The organism is Wolbachia endosymbiont of Oedothorax gibbosus, assembly GCF_936270145.1.
Taxonomy (GTDB): Bacteria; Pseudomonadota; Alphaproteobacteria; order Rickettsiales; family Anaplasmataceae; genus Wolbachia.
The window spans coordinates 226,054-243,350 of the sequence record NZ_OW370537.1; the positions used below are offsets into that span (position 1 = coordinate 226,054).

Below are 17,297 nucleotides of genomic sequence, written 5' to 3' on the forward strand. Positions count from 1 at the left end.
CCCCATCTATTATTTATAATCCTACACTGAACCATACTATAGTATTTTACATTGTTCACCACCATTCACGTCAACATCATAAAGAATGTGGTCTGGTATTTCAACTTCATCTTGCTCATATGCACCAGCAGAATAAGTCTGAGCTTTAATACTTTTCTCAGCACGCAGAACTTCTTTTCTTATGTCTCTTTCTACATGATCACTTACCCAATCAACAGGACGATATCCATCATCATCTGCAGAAGTCTTATCATACAGTTCATCCTTAATACTATTTACTTTACGTTTCACTTTTCTTCTCAATGATTCTAACTTTTCCAATTCTTCTCTTGGATTTCTACCAGCCTCTTTTGCCTCTAGGACAGAAGCTTCTGCTGACTTTACCTCTGACTGTAAATATTCAAACATCCCTCTTACTACATCCGGCAACATCCCCATTATTGCAGCTATATGAAATGGATTTTTATGATCGTCGTTATACTCTAATAAACTAACATCTTTTTCAACACTTTTCTTGAAAATGAACAAAAATCTTTCAATGTTTTTTGTTCTTGCAGCTAGATGCAAGAGATTGTCCGCCCGCACTATTTGTTTTGTTTTATCAAATGGGCCGGTGTAACGCCAACTGACATTAGCTTCATTATCTGAGAGAAATTTTTTTATCTCATCTGTAGATCCAATCATAACTTACCTAACTATATTCAACCAATACTAAATTATACAACACAATTTATGAAAAATAAATGCAATTTTATCTCTCAGGATAAATAATTTATAGTAATTCTACATTGTTGCAAGCATAAATTTTAGCTATCATCATTTACATTACTGTAATAGACAAATATGCCAGACGTAGTAACTAGGTTCGCTCCATCACCCACAGGGTTTTTGCATATTGGTGGGGCCCGCACTGCGTTATTTAATTGGCTCTATGCAAAGCATCATGGTGGCAGGTTTTTGCTAAGGATTGAAGACACCGACAGAAAACGTTCAACACAAGAAGCAATTGATGCAATTATAGAAGGGCTAAAATGGCTTGGTGTGAGCTGTGATGGGGAAGTAGTATATCAGTCAAAAAGAATAGAGCGGCATAAAGAAGTAGCAAACCTTTTAGTTGAGAAGGGTAGGGCGTATCACTGTTATTGCCCTGAAACAGAAAGGAAGACAAAAGCAAGAGAAGAAGGAAAAATATATAAGCATAAATGTACTAGTGTGACATCAGACGTAAAGCCTGTTGTCCGCTTTAAAGTACCAGACTCGCAAGAGATCGTCGTTGATGATAAAATATACGGCCAGATCAAAGTAAATAGCGAGCAGCTTGATGATATAGTGATCTTACGCTCTGACAACACTCCAACATATATTTTTGCCGTAGTGGTTGACGATCATGATGCGGGAATAACCGATATTATACGTGGTTCTGATCACCTCACTAATACCTTTAAACAGTTGCTAATATACCAGGCTCTTGATTTTGACATTCCACGCTTTGCACATGTGCCGCTTATCCATGGAGAAGATGGAAATAAGCTGTCTAAAAGGCATGGTGCCACAAGCGTTTGCGATTATGAAAAGATGGGAATATTGCCAGAGGCAATGCGTAATTACTTACTCAGACTTGGCTGGAGTCACGGCAACGATGAGATTATTAGCGATGAGCAAGCAATAGAGTGGTTTAATTTAGAAAGTATTGGTCGTTCACCTGCACGGCTTGATTTTAAAAAATTGGAACATTTGAACAACCATTATATTAATAACATGAGCAATGAGGATATTCTGGATATTTTAAATACATTTGCTCCGATGTTAAAACTGAGTGATATAAAAAAGGGCTATTTACTGCAGGGACTGACAGAGCTGAAAAAAAGAGCAAACTACCTGACCGAATTATTGGATTTAGCAAAATTTTATATTCAAGATCCGCCACTTGATTTAAGTGAAGAAGCTTGTCAAATTGTCAAATCTAACCTCAATGTAATTAAGTTACTCGCATCATTTCTGTCAAAGATCGATGATGAAAATTGGAATAAGGGTTTTTTATCTTCTCAGATCAAGGAATGTGCAAAATCACATGATATGAAAGTAAGCGGTGTATACCACTCATTACGTGCCCCTATAACTGGAGTAATGGATGCACCTGGAATCATCGATATCATGGTGATTCTTGGTAAAGATGAGTGTATAAAAAGGTTACAAGAATTGTAGCTAATTTAGTTTTAAGTTAAGTGCAAAGGTTGTCAAGCAAGTTTTTCGTTTCTATGCGCTACTTGGATAAGAAGTCTTCCTACTGAAATTTTGAAAAATGTAACCTACTTCTATATTCAAATATATCAAGCAGTAATTCAAAATTAGCCATTGCGCCTTTTGCGTTATTATACGCAAGATTGAGCAGCTCTTTGTCCTGATATAAATCAGCAAATTTAAATTCCATACATCCTGATTGTTTTGTGCCTAAAATATCTCCACTGCCTCTTAGCATCATATCCCTTTCAGCAATGTAAAATCCGTCCTGTGACTCACACATGATCTTTAACTTTGAAGATGAGCTTTTACTTAAATTATCGTATAATAATACACAAAAAGATGGCTTATTTCCTCGTCCTACTCTGCCTCTTAATTGGTGTAATTGCGATAACCCAAATTGCTCTGCATTTTCTATAATCATAATGGTTGCATCTGGCACATCTATACCAACTTCTATCACAGTGGTTGCAACAAGTAGAGAAAATTCATTCCTTTTGAAGGAAAACATAACTTGATCTTTCTGCTCCTGAGTCAATTTTCCATGTATTATATCAACTTTATCAAGAAATGTTTTTTGTAATTCCTGAAAGCGCGTCTCTGCTGCAGCAATATTGATCTCTTCGTTTTCTTCTATGTATGGACAAATCCAATATGCTTTTTCGCCTCTTTTTATAGCATCTTTTAGCTTTTCAATAACATCTGGCACCCTACTAATGTTCATAGTTACAGTTTTTATTGGCAATCTGGATTTTGGTTTTTCTCTCAAAATTGAACATTCAACGTCACCATACATAGCTTGCTGCAAAGTTCTTGGAATGGGAGTTGCAGTAACAAAAAGTATATCGGTATTTTCTCCTTTTCCTACCAAGCGATTCCTCTGCATCACTCCAAATCGCTGTTGTTCGTCTATGACTGCAAGCCCTAAATTTTTAAATGTAACGTTAGCTTGAAATAGTGCATGAGTGCCAATCACTATATTTAAAACACCACTTGCAAGTTCGTTCATAATAATCTTTCTTTCCTTGCGCGAAGTTTTACCAGTAAGCAGCGCAACTTTTATATCGGTACAGGATAAAACTTCCTCAATCCAATTATAATGTTGCTCCGCCAAGATAGTAGTTGGTGCCATAAGAGCAGCCTGCATGTTGTTTTCTACCACATTTAGCATCGCAAAAAGTGCAACTACGGTTTTGCCACTACCAACATCACCTTGCAGCAAGCTTATCATGCGGTACTTGGATTTTTGTCTTTCTGAGATTTCATCTATTGCGCGAATTTGATCATTTGTTAATTGAAACGATAATTCATTTAAAACTTGCTCTTTATATTTATTCAATACTATAAATTCTCTTCCCCTTTCTTTTACATGATTTTCTCTTGCAAGTTTCAGTGCTAGCTGATACGCAAACAATTCATCATAAGCAAGCCTTTTTCTACAAATCTCCGCTTCCGCTAATGAGCTTGGTTTGTGCAATTTTATGATGCTTTCCCTCCAACTTAGCCATTTTTTTTGCTTGATTAATGTATCATCTATCCACTCTGGTAAATCAGGCAATTCTTTTAGGTTAGAACTTATCATGTTTTTAATGTTCTTATTAGTAATACCACGACATAATTGGTAAACTGGCTCTATGCAAGCTATTTCTTTAAATTGGTTGATGTCAAGCGACACGTAATCTGGATGAGTAATTTGCCAATGTTCAGCAAACTTTTCGAGCTTGCCACTGATGATTACATAGGCTCTAACTGGAAATAGTTTATATAAATACTTAACTGAGTAATTAAAAAAGACTATGAACATATACTGACTCTCACTTTCAACGACTATTTTATATGGTCTACCTCTAAAAGTGGGTGGTTGATGCTCATAAACTTTTGCTATGAAAGTTGTAAACTCTCCAACTTGAGCATCAAGTAGTGACTTACTTCTATCTACATAACTGTGTGGCCTGTAAAACAACAGATCTACCACTTTGTCTCCACCACAAAGTTTAGGCAATATTGTGGAATGAAATTTAGGTATATTCTCCAGCCTGCTATTTAGAAAAATCTGATTGCTCATTGAGATTCATACATGTGTAAAACTGTTATAGAGTCTTCTTAAGATCCTGTCACCTTATAGTCAAACTATTTGCTATCATAGAACTTGCGTTTATGTAAAATATTTTTATTGACTTATTAATCATTTCCATGTACTATTATACTATTAGTAATTCATATACAGGGTATTAACAATGAATAGCTTTATACCAGAAGAAAAGGAAAATCCAATAGTTACACTAAAAGCTCAAGCAGAAAAGTTTGATTATAGCAAATTAAGAGCTAAAGCAAAAACTGAGGAAGGATTGCATGAAATTAGCTGTGGCCTCCTGGCATTCAAAGACATTAATAGAATGGATTTTGTTATTAACGGCAAAAGTATAAGTAGAGATTTGATTGCCGAGCTATACAAAGAACATGACAGTTTACTGCCAAAAAGTGAAGGTGAAAATAAAGACTACCGCCCATTTGTAAAACAAGTTTTTAAGGAGATGTTCAAATACGCTGGAGCTCAAGTCCCAAGTGATCATATCTTAGAGGAACTAATCACTAATTGTAACCAATCAGGATATGAATTTATATATGCAACATTTATGGCTGAACTCTTGAGTAAACATGAATTATTTATGAATGTTAATGGTAGTAATGTTGATAGAAAAGTGTACATCGATTGCAGAAACCCAAATTCTGTAAAAGTTGAGTGTAAAACTTCCAGAATACCTGTGAATCTTTCCACAGAAAAAATAAGTGATGTGTCGTTCTCATTAGAATTCACAATTGAATCTCAAGATGGGAAAGAGGGTGTAATATATAAAGATGGTAAATTGTCACTTACTGCTCCTAAGAGACTGAAGGATTATAATATAGATGATAAAAACTTGTTTGACATCATAAGAGAATGCTTTCAGAAATTGTGCGAAAAATTTGGATTTTTTAAAATAAAAATAGAGCATAACTTGGATAAGCCACTAGAAGTAAACAGCCATCTGGAAAGTGTGGAACCTTCTGCCCATAGTAATGAACATGGAAATGCACATGGACCTGGGAACTAATAGCGATGCCGAAAATGAATCAAAAGAGCGTGCTGCAAGGATAGAGAGTGAACAACTATCTACACGGGGTTTCTTTGCCTTTTTTTTCGCTTGGTAAATTTCTTAATATTTATGGCTAAGGTAATTTAAGAGCCCGTGAAGGGTGTCATCCCAGTGCCCAGACTACTTGGATCCAGCGTTTATTGCTGGTGTACTCATTTGTAGTTGACCGAGCTACTTGGATGACAGGAACAAGAAAAGGAGATGTTGTCTTTTTGATTGAATAAATGATACAATGTTCGTACAACTGTATATTAAAGGAGAGCTTATTGTTCAAGAAGTTCTAGATAAGCCTCAAACCTATAAAATTTATTACGCTTTTTGTTGTTACTGTCTTCCACTAATATTTTGGCTTCAACAAATTGTAGAATTAGATTATTTATTGTATTATAGGCTTTATTTAACCTTTTACTTAACTCTCTAACATTTATAACTGGAAGTTGAAAAAGTATATTCAATGCTTGCAATGCTGTATCACGGATCTTGAAGAAGCATTGATTTACTTGAATTATGTTTACTAAATCCCTTTCCAACTTTTCAATGCTCTTAGCTCTACAATAAGCATCAAAGCTACTATCTTTTATAGCATTTAAGTAATACTCAATCCACTCCTCAAAGTCACCATGAGTTCTTATTCTGTCTAAATATCTGTAATAATCAAAGTGGTTCTTTTTAAAATAGTAGGATGGATAAAGTATTGGAGTTGATAATAAGTTGTAATGAATTAGTAGTATTACAATTAAAAGTCTTCCTATTCTTCCATTACCATCTATAAATGGGTGAATAATTTCAAATTGTGCATGCACTAGCCCTACCTTTATAAGTGGAGGCAATTTGTTATCAGTGTTAACATAGCTTTCTAAGTCGTTCATTAGATTGATTACTTCAGGTGCAGGGGCTGCAATGAGATCACCAACACGTACAGAATCTGCACGATATTCACCGCCACCTTCATCATGCTGCATTAATTCTTTGTGAGCAGTTAAGATGGTTTGTGCTATTGTTGAATGTTTTGCTGTACTGAGCGCCATCTCAAGTGATCTTGTATAATTCATAACTAATTGGGTTTGCTTGTTAGGTTTTGTTGATGATACTCTTTGAGTAAAAACATCAAGTAAAGTTGTGTGTACACCTTCAATTGCGGAAGAAAGTAGTGCTTCTTTTACAATATATGCCTTAATAAACCTTTCTGCATTTGGTAAACGCTCAGCCATTTCATTCAACTGACCAAGCTTTATCATTGTTTCACCGTAAAGAACAGCAATATTTTCACTAAAAATAAAAGGAGGATCTTTTGGTGGTAATGAATAAGGGACAAAGTGTGCTAACTTATCTATATAATGGTAATATCCACTTTCACGCATTGTTTCAATATACAGACCCAAATTGAAACAATTATACAAAATCCTGCTTATGTTTCAAGATAAATGACTTTAATGAAATATAATTTACCTTACCACTTTGTTTTGATTCTCCAGTTCAACATAGGATAAATTACTCATATATTCTCCTAGTATTTCCTCCTTGTTGTCATTACCTAGTACACTGCTAACCCCTGACACTTTTTCTGGGTAAGGTCAATTGATTGTTCATAGGTTTAGTTGATGGCTGCTTGCTTTTTCTTCAAACACATCCCAAAGATCTTTTTCTAGCGATATATTATATAATTTATTGATATAAACTATTCCCGTGGGTGAAGTTGTGTTAATTTCGAGCAGGAAGTCATCTATAATATCAATACCAACAAATATTAGCCCCCTTTTCTTTAATTCAGGACCAATTTTGTTACATATTTCATTGTCTCTATCGTTCATTTGAGCGGGCTCAAAACTTGCTCCAAGTCGCATGTTTGTTCTGATCTCTCCACTGATTTTTGGAACTCGTTTCATTATTCCAATTGGTTGACCATAAAGTAGCAATATCCTTTTATCTTTATCTATATTGTTACAAAATGATTGTGCAATCACAGGACATTCGTATTTTGCTATCATGAGATCCACTACTACTTGAATACTATTCTCGTCTTGTATTCTTATCACATCGTTTCCTCCATAACTATACAATGGCTTTAGAATAATATCTTTATAATTATGATAAAAATCTTTAATCATTGATACATTTTCAGTGATCAAAGTCGGCGGAATTAGCTCTGGAAATAATGAAATTATCAATTTTTCAGGACAATTTCTTATTTCTGTTGGATTGTTAATTACCAATGCACTGGTTTTTTCTAAGATATATGTTGTTGTAATATAACGCATATCAAAAGGTGGATCCTGTCTGATAAATATGATGTTCATTTCATTCAAGTTGATTGCCATATCTTCTTTAGAAATGAATCCACAATTATCAACAGCAACTTTCTGGGCTAAAGCAATGGGATGGTTTAGCTTTAGTGCTAAATTATCAGGAGTATAAACGAAAATTTCATGCTCCCTCCTTTGTGCTTCTTTTATTAGCGCAAATGTAGTATCAACCTCAAAGTTTATGCTCTCATCCATTTGAAAGGCAATTTTCATTTATGTTCTCTACCCATACTATACAATGTTATAATTTGAAAGCGATTTTTGCCTAATGGCGTAACTTACTGTACCTATATCGTACATAACTCACAACTTGTTTTACTCCCTTTACTTTTCTTGCAATTGATATTACAGCTTTTAATTCCGCTTTATTTTGGGCTATACCCATCAAATAAACAACTTTATCAACCGTATTAACACTATAATTAATTGACTTAATATTTCTTTTTCCTAGAAGTCTTGTTCTTATTTCCGCTGTTATCATACCATCTACAGTAGTGTCTAGCATGGAAGCCATTTGAATTGGTATTACTCTTATTTCATTTATCACTTCTTTAATTTCTTTTTGCTGCCAAGCTATTTTTTCTGCTGTAAGTTGTTTTTCAGGAGTGTCAACACTTCCAATGAGCAATACTCTTCCTTCACTTACTTTAACCTTTATGGATGAAAATAGTCCATGTTTTAAGAGCCCCTTATTAATTCTGATGACCATAGTCGTATCATCAATGATATTTCCCAAGGATTTGTCCTGCATTGTTATTGCTGTTGCTGTTGCTGTCGCTGTAGCCACCACACCACCTATTATAAGGGTTGTGCAACCACTTTGTGTAATCAAAAAAATTGCAAGTAAGAAGCTTGTTATTAATCTCATTATTGATTTTCAGGATTTAGAGTTTTCATTAAGAAATGTTAATAAGCTTTTTTGATTGTGTAAATACCATAAATTAAGTAAGACTTTAAACCTTGAATATTTTTAATGGAATACCTATAATAGGGTACTGAAAATTTCTTGCGGATATGGCGAAATTGGTAGACGTGCCAGGTTTAGGTCCTGGTGAGCTTGCTCGTGGGGGTTCAAGTCCCTCTATCCGCACTTTAAGGTCATGTAACTTAGGTTTTAAGGGAAAATTTATAATCACTAAATACACTTTTGTTTGTATAAAAACCTGTTCTTAAGGATTGTGTTTAACTTAAATTCTGGTAAAATGACTCTATTAAGATATGAATTAAAATGTTAACAAATAAATTATGATGTCTAATAATATACCTCAAAATACAGTCGAAGTAAGTAGTGTATATACCTACAAAGAGCTTAGTATAGATAAACTAAAGCATGAGTATGAAATCACAGTTGGTAGTGATTATATAAAGCAAAAGGTAAATTCCAGGTTGCAAGAGATAGCAGAAAATGCAAAATCACCTGGATTTAGGGCTGGAAAGATGCCCTATGACCTTGTTATTGCAAATTATAAAAACGAAGCTTTGGAATATGTGATAAATAATACAATTGATCATTGCTCAAGTGATTTGATGAAAAAAATTGAAGTCAAGTCTCACATTTATCCTAAGGTTGATGTTATATCATTACCAGATCTGGGAAAAGAAAATGGAGAGGGCAATTTTGTATACAAGCTATCTTTTGAGTCGATGCCTGAAGCACCGATGATAGATCTTGACAAAATAAACTTAAAGAAGATTGAAGCAAAAATTGAAGAGGAAGATATAAAAGAATTTATTGATTCTATCAAAACAAAGTTCCCCAATTTTGCCTCTGTTGATGATGTTTCTTATCAAGCGAAAGATGGGGATAAATTGGTAATTGATTTTGAAGGGCGGATTAGAAATAAGCTCTTTCGGGGTGGGAGTAGCAAAAATTTTGCCGTTAATTTAGGATCTGGCACATTTATTAATGGTTTTGAAGATCAATTAACTGGTATGAAGAAGGGAGAAACAAAGGACTTTAAGTTGAAATTTCCTGAAAATTATCAAGCCATTTCCCTTGCAGGACAAGAAGCTGATTTTTCTGTGCGAATTAATGAGATTCAGGTTGCTAAAGACTTTGAAAGTGATGAAGAAATAGCTAAGAGTGTTGGTTTTAAAGATTATTCTTTGCTAATAAATCATGCAAAAAAAATGATTGGTGATCAGTGTACCGAAATGAGAAATCTCTTAATTAAAAAGGAGCTATTTGATTATTTGGATGCTAATTATAGTTTTGATTTACCCACAGACATAGTAAAACAGGAGCAACAAAGAGTGGAAGGAGAATTGGGTGCTCAAAATGATTCTCGTAAAGAAGCTGAAAAACGTGTAAAGCTTGCTATGTTATTTATGAAATTTAGTGCAGAACATAAAATATCATTAACTCAAAATGATGTTTTGAATGTTATTGTAAATCAATATGTCAGTAAGGATGTACCGTTTGACAGAGTACTTAAGCATTTTGAATCAAGTAAACAATTTCAAGAATTAGTTAGAGGGCAAGCGCTTGAGTATAAAGTGACAGATTATATAATAGAAAAAGTTAGTAAAGAAGAGCAGATTGCTTCTGTGAAAGAATTAAAGGAATTATTTGATAATATTTAATAGGAAAAGGTATGACTCTTATACCAATTGTAGTTGAACAAACTAGTCGCGGTGAGCGTGCTTATGACATATATTCAAGACTAGTGAAAGAAAGAATAATTTTCGTAACAGGTCCTATTGAAGACAACATGGCCAGCGTAATAGTAGCACAGCTTTTATTTTTAGAATCGGAAAATCCCGATAAAGACATTTGTATGTACATCAACTCACCAGGTGGTGTTGTAACTGCTGGTTTGTCGATCTACGATACAATGCAATATATAAACCCAGACGTTTCAACTTTATGTATAGGTCAAGCTGCGTCTATGGGTTCTTTATTGCTTGCAGCTGGTACAAAAGGTAAGCGCTACTCTCTACCTCATTCAAGAATTATGATACATCAGCCATCTGGTGGTTATCATGGTCAAGCAACTGATATAGAAATACATGCTAATGAAATTTTGCGGGTTAAGAAAAAACTAAATCAAATTTATGAAAAACATACTGGAAATTCACTGAAGAAAATTGAAGGAATGATGGAAAGAGATAAATTCATGGATCCTGAAGAAGCAAGGAAAATTGGCTTAATTGACAGGGTGATAGCTGAGCGTACAGATATTGAAATTGAAAATATTAAAGTTAAACAAAAGGTGGGGTGATGGATAACAATAATGATTTACACTACTGTTCTTTTTGCAACAAGGCGCAAGATGAAGTAGATAAATTGATTACTAACTCTTCGGATGGTTTAAAGGTGTTTATTTGTAATGAGTGCATAGAATTATCCCATAAAGCAATAAGTCAAAAGAAAGATAGATCTTTTAATTCAGATTGTATATCTGATATGAAGCTATTACTAAAGAAACCTGAGGATATAAAAAATTTTCTCAGCAAGCATGTTGTAGGTCAAGAACATGCGCAACACGTTTTATCTGTAGCTATGTATAACCATTGTCAATCTATGGTACAATTTCATGCTATAAGTGATATTGAAATCGAGAAGTCAAATATAATGCTTATTGGTCCAACTGGTTCTGGTAAGACTTTGCTGGCCAAAACACTTGCTAAAGTTTCAGATGTGCCATTTGCTATGGCTGATGCAACAACTTTAACTGAGGCAGGTTATGTGGGTGATGATGTAGAAAGCGTGTTGTCGCGTTTATTACAAGCTGCAAATTATGACGTTGCAAAAGCACAGCGTGGTATAGTGTTTATAGATGAAATAGACAAGATCACAAGAAAATCTGAAAGCACTTCAATAACCCGTGACGTTTCAGGTGAAGGGGTCCAGCAAGCTCTGCTTAAGATTATGGAGGGTACAGTTGCTTATGTTCCGCCACAAGGAGGGCGAAAACACCCACAACAAGAGTTTATACAAGTGGATACTAGTAACATACTGTTTATTTGTGGAGGAGCTTTTGAAGGCCTCGATAAAATTATTGAAGCGAGAAAAAAGGGAACGTCAGTTGGCTTTGGAGCAGATATAAGTCAGTCTAAAGAGCAAAAGAAAAAGAATGCTTTACATGATGTTCAACCTGAAGATTTAATCAAATTCGGTTTAATACCCGAATTTGTAGGGCGGGTTCCAATAACTGCTGTTTTAGATGAGCTAGATCATGAAGATTTAATACATGTGTTGACAGAGCCAAGGAATGCACTAATAAAACAGTACAAAGCATTGCTTGCGTTTAGCAAAGTAAACCTTGAGTTTTCAGATGAAGCAATATCAGCTATTGCTAAAAAGGCTATAAGCTATAAAACAGGCGCAAGAATGTTACGTGCTATTTTAGAGTCACTTTTGCTTGACATTATGTATACAGCCGGAAATGGAGGCTTTGAAGGTAGCACTATAGTAATCACTAAGAAAATGGTAGAGTTAGGAAAAGCAACGGTTAATCATAATAATAATGGCAATGTTATAACGGTTAATGATTAATTTGAGGCATATATTGTGAACATTGAACGTACTGTGAGCTCTGGTTTTGCTGCATTGTCAGTATTACCTTTAAGAGATGTAATAATTTTTCCAAATATAATGGTGCCTTTATTCATAGGCAGAGAAAAATCTGTTAATGCACTAGAGTATGCAATAAGTAGTAGTAATCACCAAAATGAGATTTTTCTTGTAGCACAGAAAGATGGCTCTGTTGATAATCCAGAGCCTGAAGATCTTTATGAAGTAGGTGTGTTAGCAAGCATTGTACAACCGTTAATAAAATTACCTGACAATGCAGTAAAAGTTATAATCCGGGGGATAAGAAGGGGAAGGGTTGTAGAATATATTAGCTCTCATACTTTATTACAAGCCAGGGTAGAGTTAGACAGTCATTATGAATATGAAGAAGATGAAGGTAATATTGATTTAGAGGCTTTAAGGCGGTCTGTTGTAGACGCGTTCGATAGCTGGTGTAAGCTAAACAAGAAAAATCAGCCCGAGGTTGCCATTAACTCCATTGATCAAATCAAAGAAGTTGATCAACTTGTAGACACGGTAGCTTCACATTTAAATATAAAAGTATCAGATAAACAAAGTATACTTGAGGCTTATGACCCAGAAGAGCGTTTAAAAAAAGCTTTTGCTTTTATTGAGAGAGAAATGAGTATTTTGAACGCACAAAACCGTTTATATAAGACAATTAAATCGCAAGTTGAAAGCACTCAGAAAGTTTACTACCTTAACGAGCAATTGAAAGCTATACAGAAAGAATTAGGTGAATTTGAGAATGGTGATGAAGGGAATATACTCAATGAATTTGAAAAAAAGATAAATGAAACAAAGCTTTCTCAGGAAGCAAGAGAGAAAGCTATAACTGATTTGAAGAGATACAAGAAAATGAATCCCATTTCTCCTGAGGCTACAGTTATATCTAGTTACTTGCATTGGTTACTTGATTTGCCGTGGGGAAAGTACAAAGATGCAAAAATTAACTTAAATGCAGCTAAAAAAATCTTAGATAAAAATCATTATGGCATAGAGAAAGTAAAAGATAGAATAATAGAATTTTTAGCGGTATTAAAAAGAGTAAAAGAGATAAAAGGTCCTATACTTTGCTTAGTTGGACCGCCAGGTGTTGGTAAAACTTCTTTAGCTAAGTCTATGGCAAGAGCAGTAGGAAGAGATTTTGTTCGCATAGCTCTTGGTGGTGTGCGTGATGAGTCTGAGATACGAGGGCATAGGAAAACTTATATTGGCTCAATGCCTGGTAAAATCATTCAACACATGAAAAAAGCTAATTCATGCAACCCGCTTTTTCTGCTTGATGAAATAGATAAGGTGGGTTCTGATTCGCGTGGCGATCCTGCATCTGCATTACTTGAGGTTTTAGATACTGAGCACAATAAACACTTTACGGATCATTACTTGGAAGTTGAATTTGATCTTTCAAGTGTAATGTTTGTAGCTACAGCAAACAGCTTAAATTTACCACATCCTTTGCGTGATAGGATGGAAATTATACAATTGTCCGGGTATACTGAAGATGAAAAAATCAGTATTGCTACACACCACCTTATTCCGAAGTTAAAGAAGGAGCATGGTTTGTATCAGAAGGAATGGGACATAACTAATGAGGCGTTATACGAGTTGATACGTTTATATACACGTGAAAGTGGTGTGCGGAGTATGGAAAGGGAGCTTGCAAAGCTCATGAGAAAGGCAGTTAAAGAAATATTGACTGATAAAAATAAGAAAATATCCGTAGGGGTTGACAATTTACAAGATTATTTAGGGGTACGTAAATATACCTTTGGCATTGCGGAAAATGAGAGTTTAGTAGGAATAGTAACTGGGCTCGCCTATACTGAAACAGGTGGTGATATTTTGATGATAGAATCAGTCCTAATTCCGGGCAAGGGAGAAATAAAATACACAGGAAAGCTTGGAGAGGTTATGCAAGAATCTATAAAAGCTGCGTATAGTTATATTCGATCAAATTGTTTGTTTTTTGGTATAAAGCCCGAAAAATTCCAAAATAATGATATACATTTACATGTACCTGAGGGTGCGGTACCAAAAGATGGCCCTTCTGCTGGCGGCGCGGTATGTACGTCTATTGTTTCTCTTATGACAAATATACCAGTTAACAAAAATGTTGCTATGACAGGCGAAGTGACATTGCGTGGTAGAGTTTTAGCTATTGGGGGCTTGAGAGAAAAATTGCTTGCAGCGCTCAGAGGATCAATCAAAACTGTAATTATACCAAGTGAAAATGAGAAAGATATGCAAGAGATTCCGGCAAGCATCAAAGAGGGAATCAACGTAGTTTTTGCTAAGAATATTGATGAAGTTATGAAAGTTGCTTTAATGCACCCTGCTACTCCAATTGATGGTGATAATAATCAAAATAGTATACCTTCCTCTATAGAAAATAAAGATGATACTTTTCCTATGTCGGAAACATTGAAGCATTAGATTAAAAAAATATTATTAATCTCCATTTCTCTTTTATCCGGCAAAAACCCACCAACTTGTGCATCCCATAAGGATATGACCTGCTTTGTTGTTATGTCATTCATATTTTTTACTTATTCTATCTCCCAGTTTAATTCAAATGGATGATATATTATAATAATCCTTTTCATGAAAACCTTTTCTGGTAGATTGCTTTCTAGAAAAACGTTGGTCAAGGTGCTAACTGTGGTTTATAATAATATAAATTATATCATAGTTGATTTGCGTTTATCAGAGCTGAGGTATGTTTTATCTTACAAATTTTTTGCCTATTTTACTGTTCCTATTTCTTTTTGTAGGAAGTGGTATATATTTTACTATTCTTGGCGTGTCAAATGCTTTTTATCAGTTATCTCCACTGGTAGCCATTGTTCCTGCCATAGCTCTGGGTTGGGTTTTATACAAGGGCAATACTGAAGAAAAAATGTGTGCCTTTCTAGATGGGGTAAGAGATCGTAATATTATCACTATGTGCATCATTTTTTTACTTGCAGGTGCATTCAGTGAAGTAACTAAAGCAATCGGTAATGCTGATGCCACAGTTAATTTTGCTCTTTCATTTATACCAACACAATTTTTACTCATAGGATTATTTTTTGTAGCAGCTTTCATCTCCACTGCTATTGGTACCTCAATGGGTACCATTGCAACAATTGCTCCTATTGCAGTTGAACTGACACAAGCTGGGATTTCTCCTTCCTTAGGAGTTGCAACCGTTGTAGGAGGAGCAATGTTTGGCGACAATTTATGTGCGCCAAGAAGCGTGTAAGGAACAGTTGGTGAAAATCCAACACGGGTAAAGCTTAGCCAGCAGCCTGGAACAGACCATTATATTGCGTAAGGTAACGAGCGTGGTAAAGCTAATGGAATGGACAATATAGGGTGCAATGAAAGTGAAGGTATTGAGTCCCGTAATTCCCGCGTCATGGGGGTTGACACCTTATTTTTGGTGGAAGACAGCATGGGTAATAACGCTAAGGCAAGATATTACTCACCCCATCGGGATCGAAGGCCGCGTCATGTGTTGAGATGGACCTTACGTGAACTTGGGAGATCCTTTGTATTCCTGTAAGGGTACTCTAGAACAAGCCAATAAAGGCGAGGAATGGAGAATGATACAAAGGAAGTCGGACTGACTGATAGTACTCAGAGTGTGGGAAAGCCACATACAAGGGGAAGCGGTCAGCAATATAGTAACTGGTATAGGGATTGCTATATCAATACAACAGAGATTGGAGGAATATGCAAGGAAAACTAAACCAGATAGCAGAAAGGGCTAAGCAAGATAAGCGAGTAAAATTTACATCGCTAGTTCATTTGATTAATGAAGAGAATCTTGCAGAGTGTTACAAGGAACTAAAACGCAACAAGGCTTGTGGTATAGATCGTGTGACAGTGGAAGCTTATGGAGAAAATCTAGAAGAGAAACTTAAAACACTAGTGGATAGTATGAAGAGAAAGCAATATCAACCGCAACCAGTGAAAAAGGTATACATACCCAAAGCTGGGAGCAAAGAGAAGCGCGGACTCGGAATACCGTCAACTGAAGATAAGTTGGTACAGATAATGCTAAAGAAGATATTAGAAAATATTTATGAAGCAAACTTTATGGACAATTCGTATGGATTTCGACCAGGAAGAAATTGTCATCAGGCGATAAACGCTCTAGATAAAGCAGTTATGCACAAACCAATTAACTATATTGTAGAAGTGGATATCAAGAAGTTCTTTGATAATGTTCAACATAAATGGCTAATGAATTGCCTAAGGGAACGAATAGCTGACCCAAATTTATTGTGGTTAATAAAACGATTTCTAAAGGCAGGAATAGTTGAAGTTGGATGTTATAAAGCAACCGATCAAGGCACACCACAAGGTGGTATAGTAAGCCCTGTATTAGCTAATATATACTTACACTATGTGCTGGACTTATGGTTTGAAAAGAAATTTAAGCCAAAAGCCAGAGGATATATACAGCTAATAAGGTTTTGCGACGATTTTGTAGTTGGCTGCGAGATGGAAGAAGACGCAAAAGAATTTCTAGAATTACTAAAACAAAGACTAAGTAAATTTGGGTTGGAAATAGCTGAAAATAAAACAAAAATAGTAAAGTTTGGTAAGAAAGAATGGTATCAAGCAGAAAGAGAGAAACGTAGGACGGCTAGCTTCAACTTTCTAGGATTTACACATTATTGTGGAAAAAGTCGTAATGGTAAACTTATGATGAAGCAGAAAACTTCAAAAATAAGCCTAGCCAGAAAGATTAAAGAAATCAAAGAGTGGTTGAAGATGGTACGAAGTCGTATCTGTCTCAAAGATTGGTGGCAGAAACTTAAAGCCAAACTAACAGGACACTATAGCTACTTCGGGGTTAGCGGAAATTATCGGTGTTTGATTCAATTCTATCGACCGGTAACAAAGCTAGCATTTAAGTGGATAAACCGACGTAGTCACAAGAAAAGTATGGATTGGGAACAGTTTACATACTATTTAAAAGTAAATCCACTACCAAAGCCAAAGATATATGCTTCTTTGTACACAGGAGCACTAGTGTGAACGCTGTATTGTGGAGCCGTGTGCGGGAAATCCGCAAGCACGGTTCTT

The 17,297-nt window shown here is 35.2% G+C and carries 14 protein-coding genes and 1 tRNA gene; 10 read left to right on the forward strand and 5 right to left on the reverse strand.

Annotation, left to right across the window (positions count from 1 at the left end):
- Positions 1-36 precede the first annotated feature (36 nt).
- Positions 37-684, reverse strand: coding sequence for a hypothetical protein (locus NBW37_RS01140; RefSeq protein ID WP_250296594.1), 648 nt, complete (start codon positions 682-684; stop codon positions 37-39).
- Positions 685-843: 159 nt separating this feature from the next.
- Here NBW37_RS01140 and gltX point away from each other — a divergent pair, with 159 nt between their 5' ends.
- Positions 844-2,205 (forward strand): glutamate--tRNA ligase, encoded by a 1,362-nt coding sequence (gltX, locus tag NBW37_RS01145; protein WP_250296595.1) that lies wholly within the window; start codon positions 844-846, stop codon positions 2,203-2,205.
- A 79-nt stretch (positions 2,206-2,284) separates the two neighbouring features.
- On the opposite strand, the gene recG is transcribed toward gltX, so the two are convergent.
- Positions 2,285-4,306, reverse strand: coding sequence for an ATP-dependent DNA helicase RecG (gene recG / locus NBW37_RS01150; protein ID WP_250296596.1), 2,022 nt, complete (start codon positions 4,304-4,306; stop codon positions 2,285-2,287).
- Positions 4,307-4,478: 172 nt separating this feature from the next.
- Between recG and NBW37_RS01155 the strand changes: the two genes are divergently transcribed.
- On the forward strand, positions 4,479-5,336 hold the full coding sequence (locus tag NBW37_RS01155; RefSeq protein ID WP_250296597.1) for a hypothetical protein: 858 nt from the start codon (positions 4,479-4,481) through the stop codon (positions 5,334-5,336).
- Positions 5,337-5,641: 305 nt separating this feature from the next.
- On the opposite strand, the gene NBW37_RS01160 is transcribed toward NBW37_RS01155, so the two are convergent.
- The 3 genes from NBW37_RS01160 to NBW37_RS01170 all read right to left on the reverse strand — a co-directional run bounded on the left by NBW37_RS01160 (position 5,642) and on the right by NBW37_RS01170 (position 8,549).
- On the reverse strand, positions 5,642-6,739 hold the full coding sequence (locus NBW37_RS01160; protein ID WP_250296598.1) for a Fic family protein: 1,098 nt from the start codon (positions 6,737-6,739) through the stop codon (positions 5,642-5,644).
- Between the two features lie 225 nt (positions 6,740-6,964).
- The gene (gshB, locus tag NBW37_RS01165) at positions 6,965-7,894 is read right to left on the reverse strand and encodes a glutathione synthase (RefSeq protein ID WP_250296599.1); all 930 of its coding nucleotides are present in this window, start codon (positions 7,892-7,894) and stop codon (positions 6,965-6,967) included.
- Between the two features lie 52 nt (positions 7,895-7,946).
- Positions 7,947-8,549 carry a BON domain-containing protein gene (locus tag NBW37_RS01170; RefSeq protein WP_250296600.1) on the reverse strand — a complete coding sequence of 201 codons (603 nt, stop codon included), beginning with the start codon at positions 8,547-8,549 and terminating at the stop codon, positions 7,947-7,949.
- 140 nt (positions 8,550-8,689) lie between these two features.
- Here NBW37_RS01170 and NBW37_RS01175 point away from each other — a divergent pair.
- The 8 genes from NBW37_RS01175 to ltrA all read left to right on the forward strand — a co-directional run bounded on the left by NBW37_RS01175 (position 8,690) and on the right by ltrA (position 17,249).
- A tRNA-Leu gene (locus tag NBW37_RS01175) sits at positions 8,690-8,771 on the forward strand.
- 158 nt (positions 8,772-8,929) lie between these two features.
- Entirely contained in the window at positions 8,930-10,264 is a 1,335-nt protein-coding gene (gene tig / locus NBW37_RS01180) for a trigger factor (protein WP_250296601.1), read from the forward strand.
- 11 nt (positions 10,265-10,275) lie between these two features.
- Positions 10,276-10,902, forward strand: coding sequence for an ATP-dependent Clp endopeptidase proteolytic subunit ClpP (clpP, locus tag NBW37_RS01185; RefSeq protein WP_006280254.1), 627 nt, complete (start codon positions 10,276-10,278; stop codon positions 10,900-10,902).
- Positions 10,899-12,179, forward strand: coding sequence for an ATP-dependent Clp protease ATP-binding subunit ClpX (gene clpX, locus NBW37_RS01190; RefSeq protein ID WP_370273112.1), 1,281 nt, complete (start codon positions 10,899-10,901; stop codon positions 12,177-12,179). The genes clpP and clpX overlap by 4 nt, the downstream gene beginning before the upstream one ends.
- Positions 12,180-12,194: 15 nt before the next feature.
- Positions 12,195-14,654, forward strand: coding sequence for an endopeptidase La (gene lon / locus NBW37_RS01195; protein ID WP_250296603.1), 2,460 nt, complete (start codon positions 12,195-12,197; stop codon positions 14,652-14,654).
- A gap of 283 nt (positions 14,655-14,937) precedes the next feature.
- Positions 14,938-15,462 carry a Na+/H+ antiporter NhaC family protein gene (locus tag NBW37_RS01200; protein ID WP_250296604.1) on the forward strand — a complete coding sequence of 175 codons (525 nt, stop codon included), beginning with the start codon at positions 14,938-14,940 and terminating at the stop codon, positions 15,460-15,462.
- A gap of 336 nt (positions 15,463-15,798) precedes the next feature.
- The gene (locus NBW37_RS01205) at positions 15,799-15,951 is read left to right on the forward strand and encodes a hypothetical protein (RefSeq protein ID WP_250295827.1); all 153 of its coding nucleotides are present in this window, start codon (positions 15,799-15,801) and stop codon (positions 15,949-15,951) included.
- Positions 15,936-17,249 (forward strand): group II intron reverse transcriptase/maturase, encoded by a 1,314-nt coding sequence (ltrA, locus tag NBW37_RS01210; protein ID WP_250295826.1) that lies wholly within the window; start codon positions 15,936-15,938, stop codon positions 17,247-17,249. The genes NBW37_RS01205 and ltrA overlap by 16 nt, the downstream gene beginning before the upstream one ends.
- Positions 17,250-17,297: the final 48 nt, after the last annotated feature.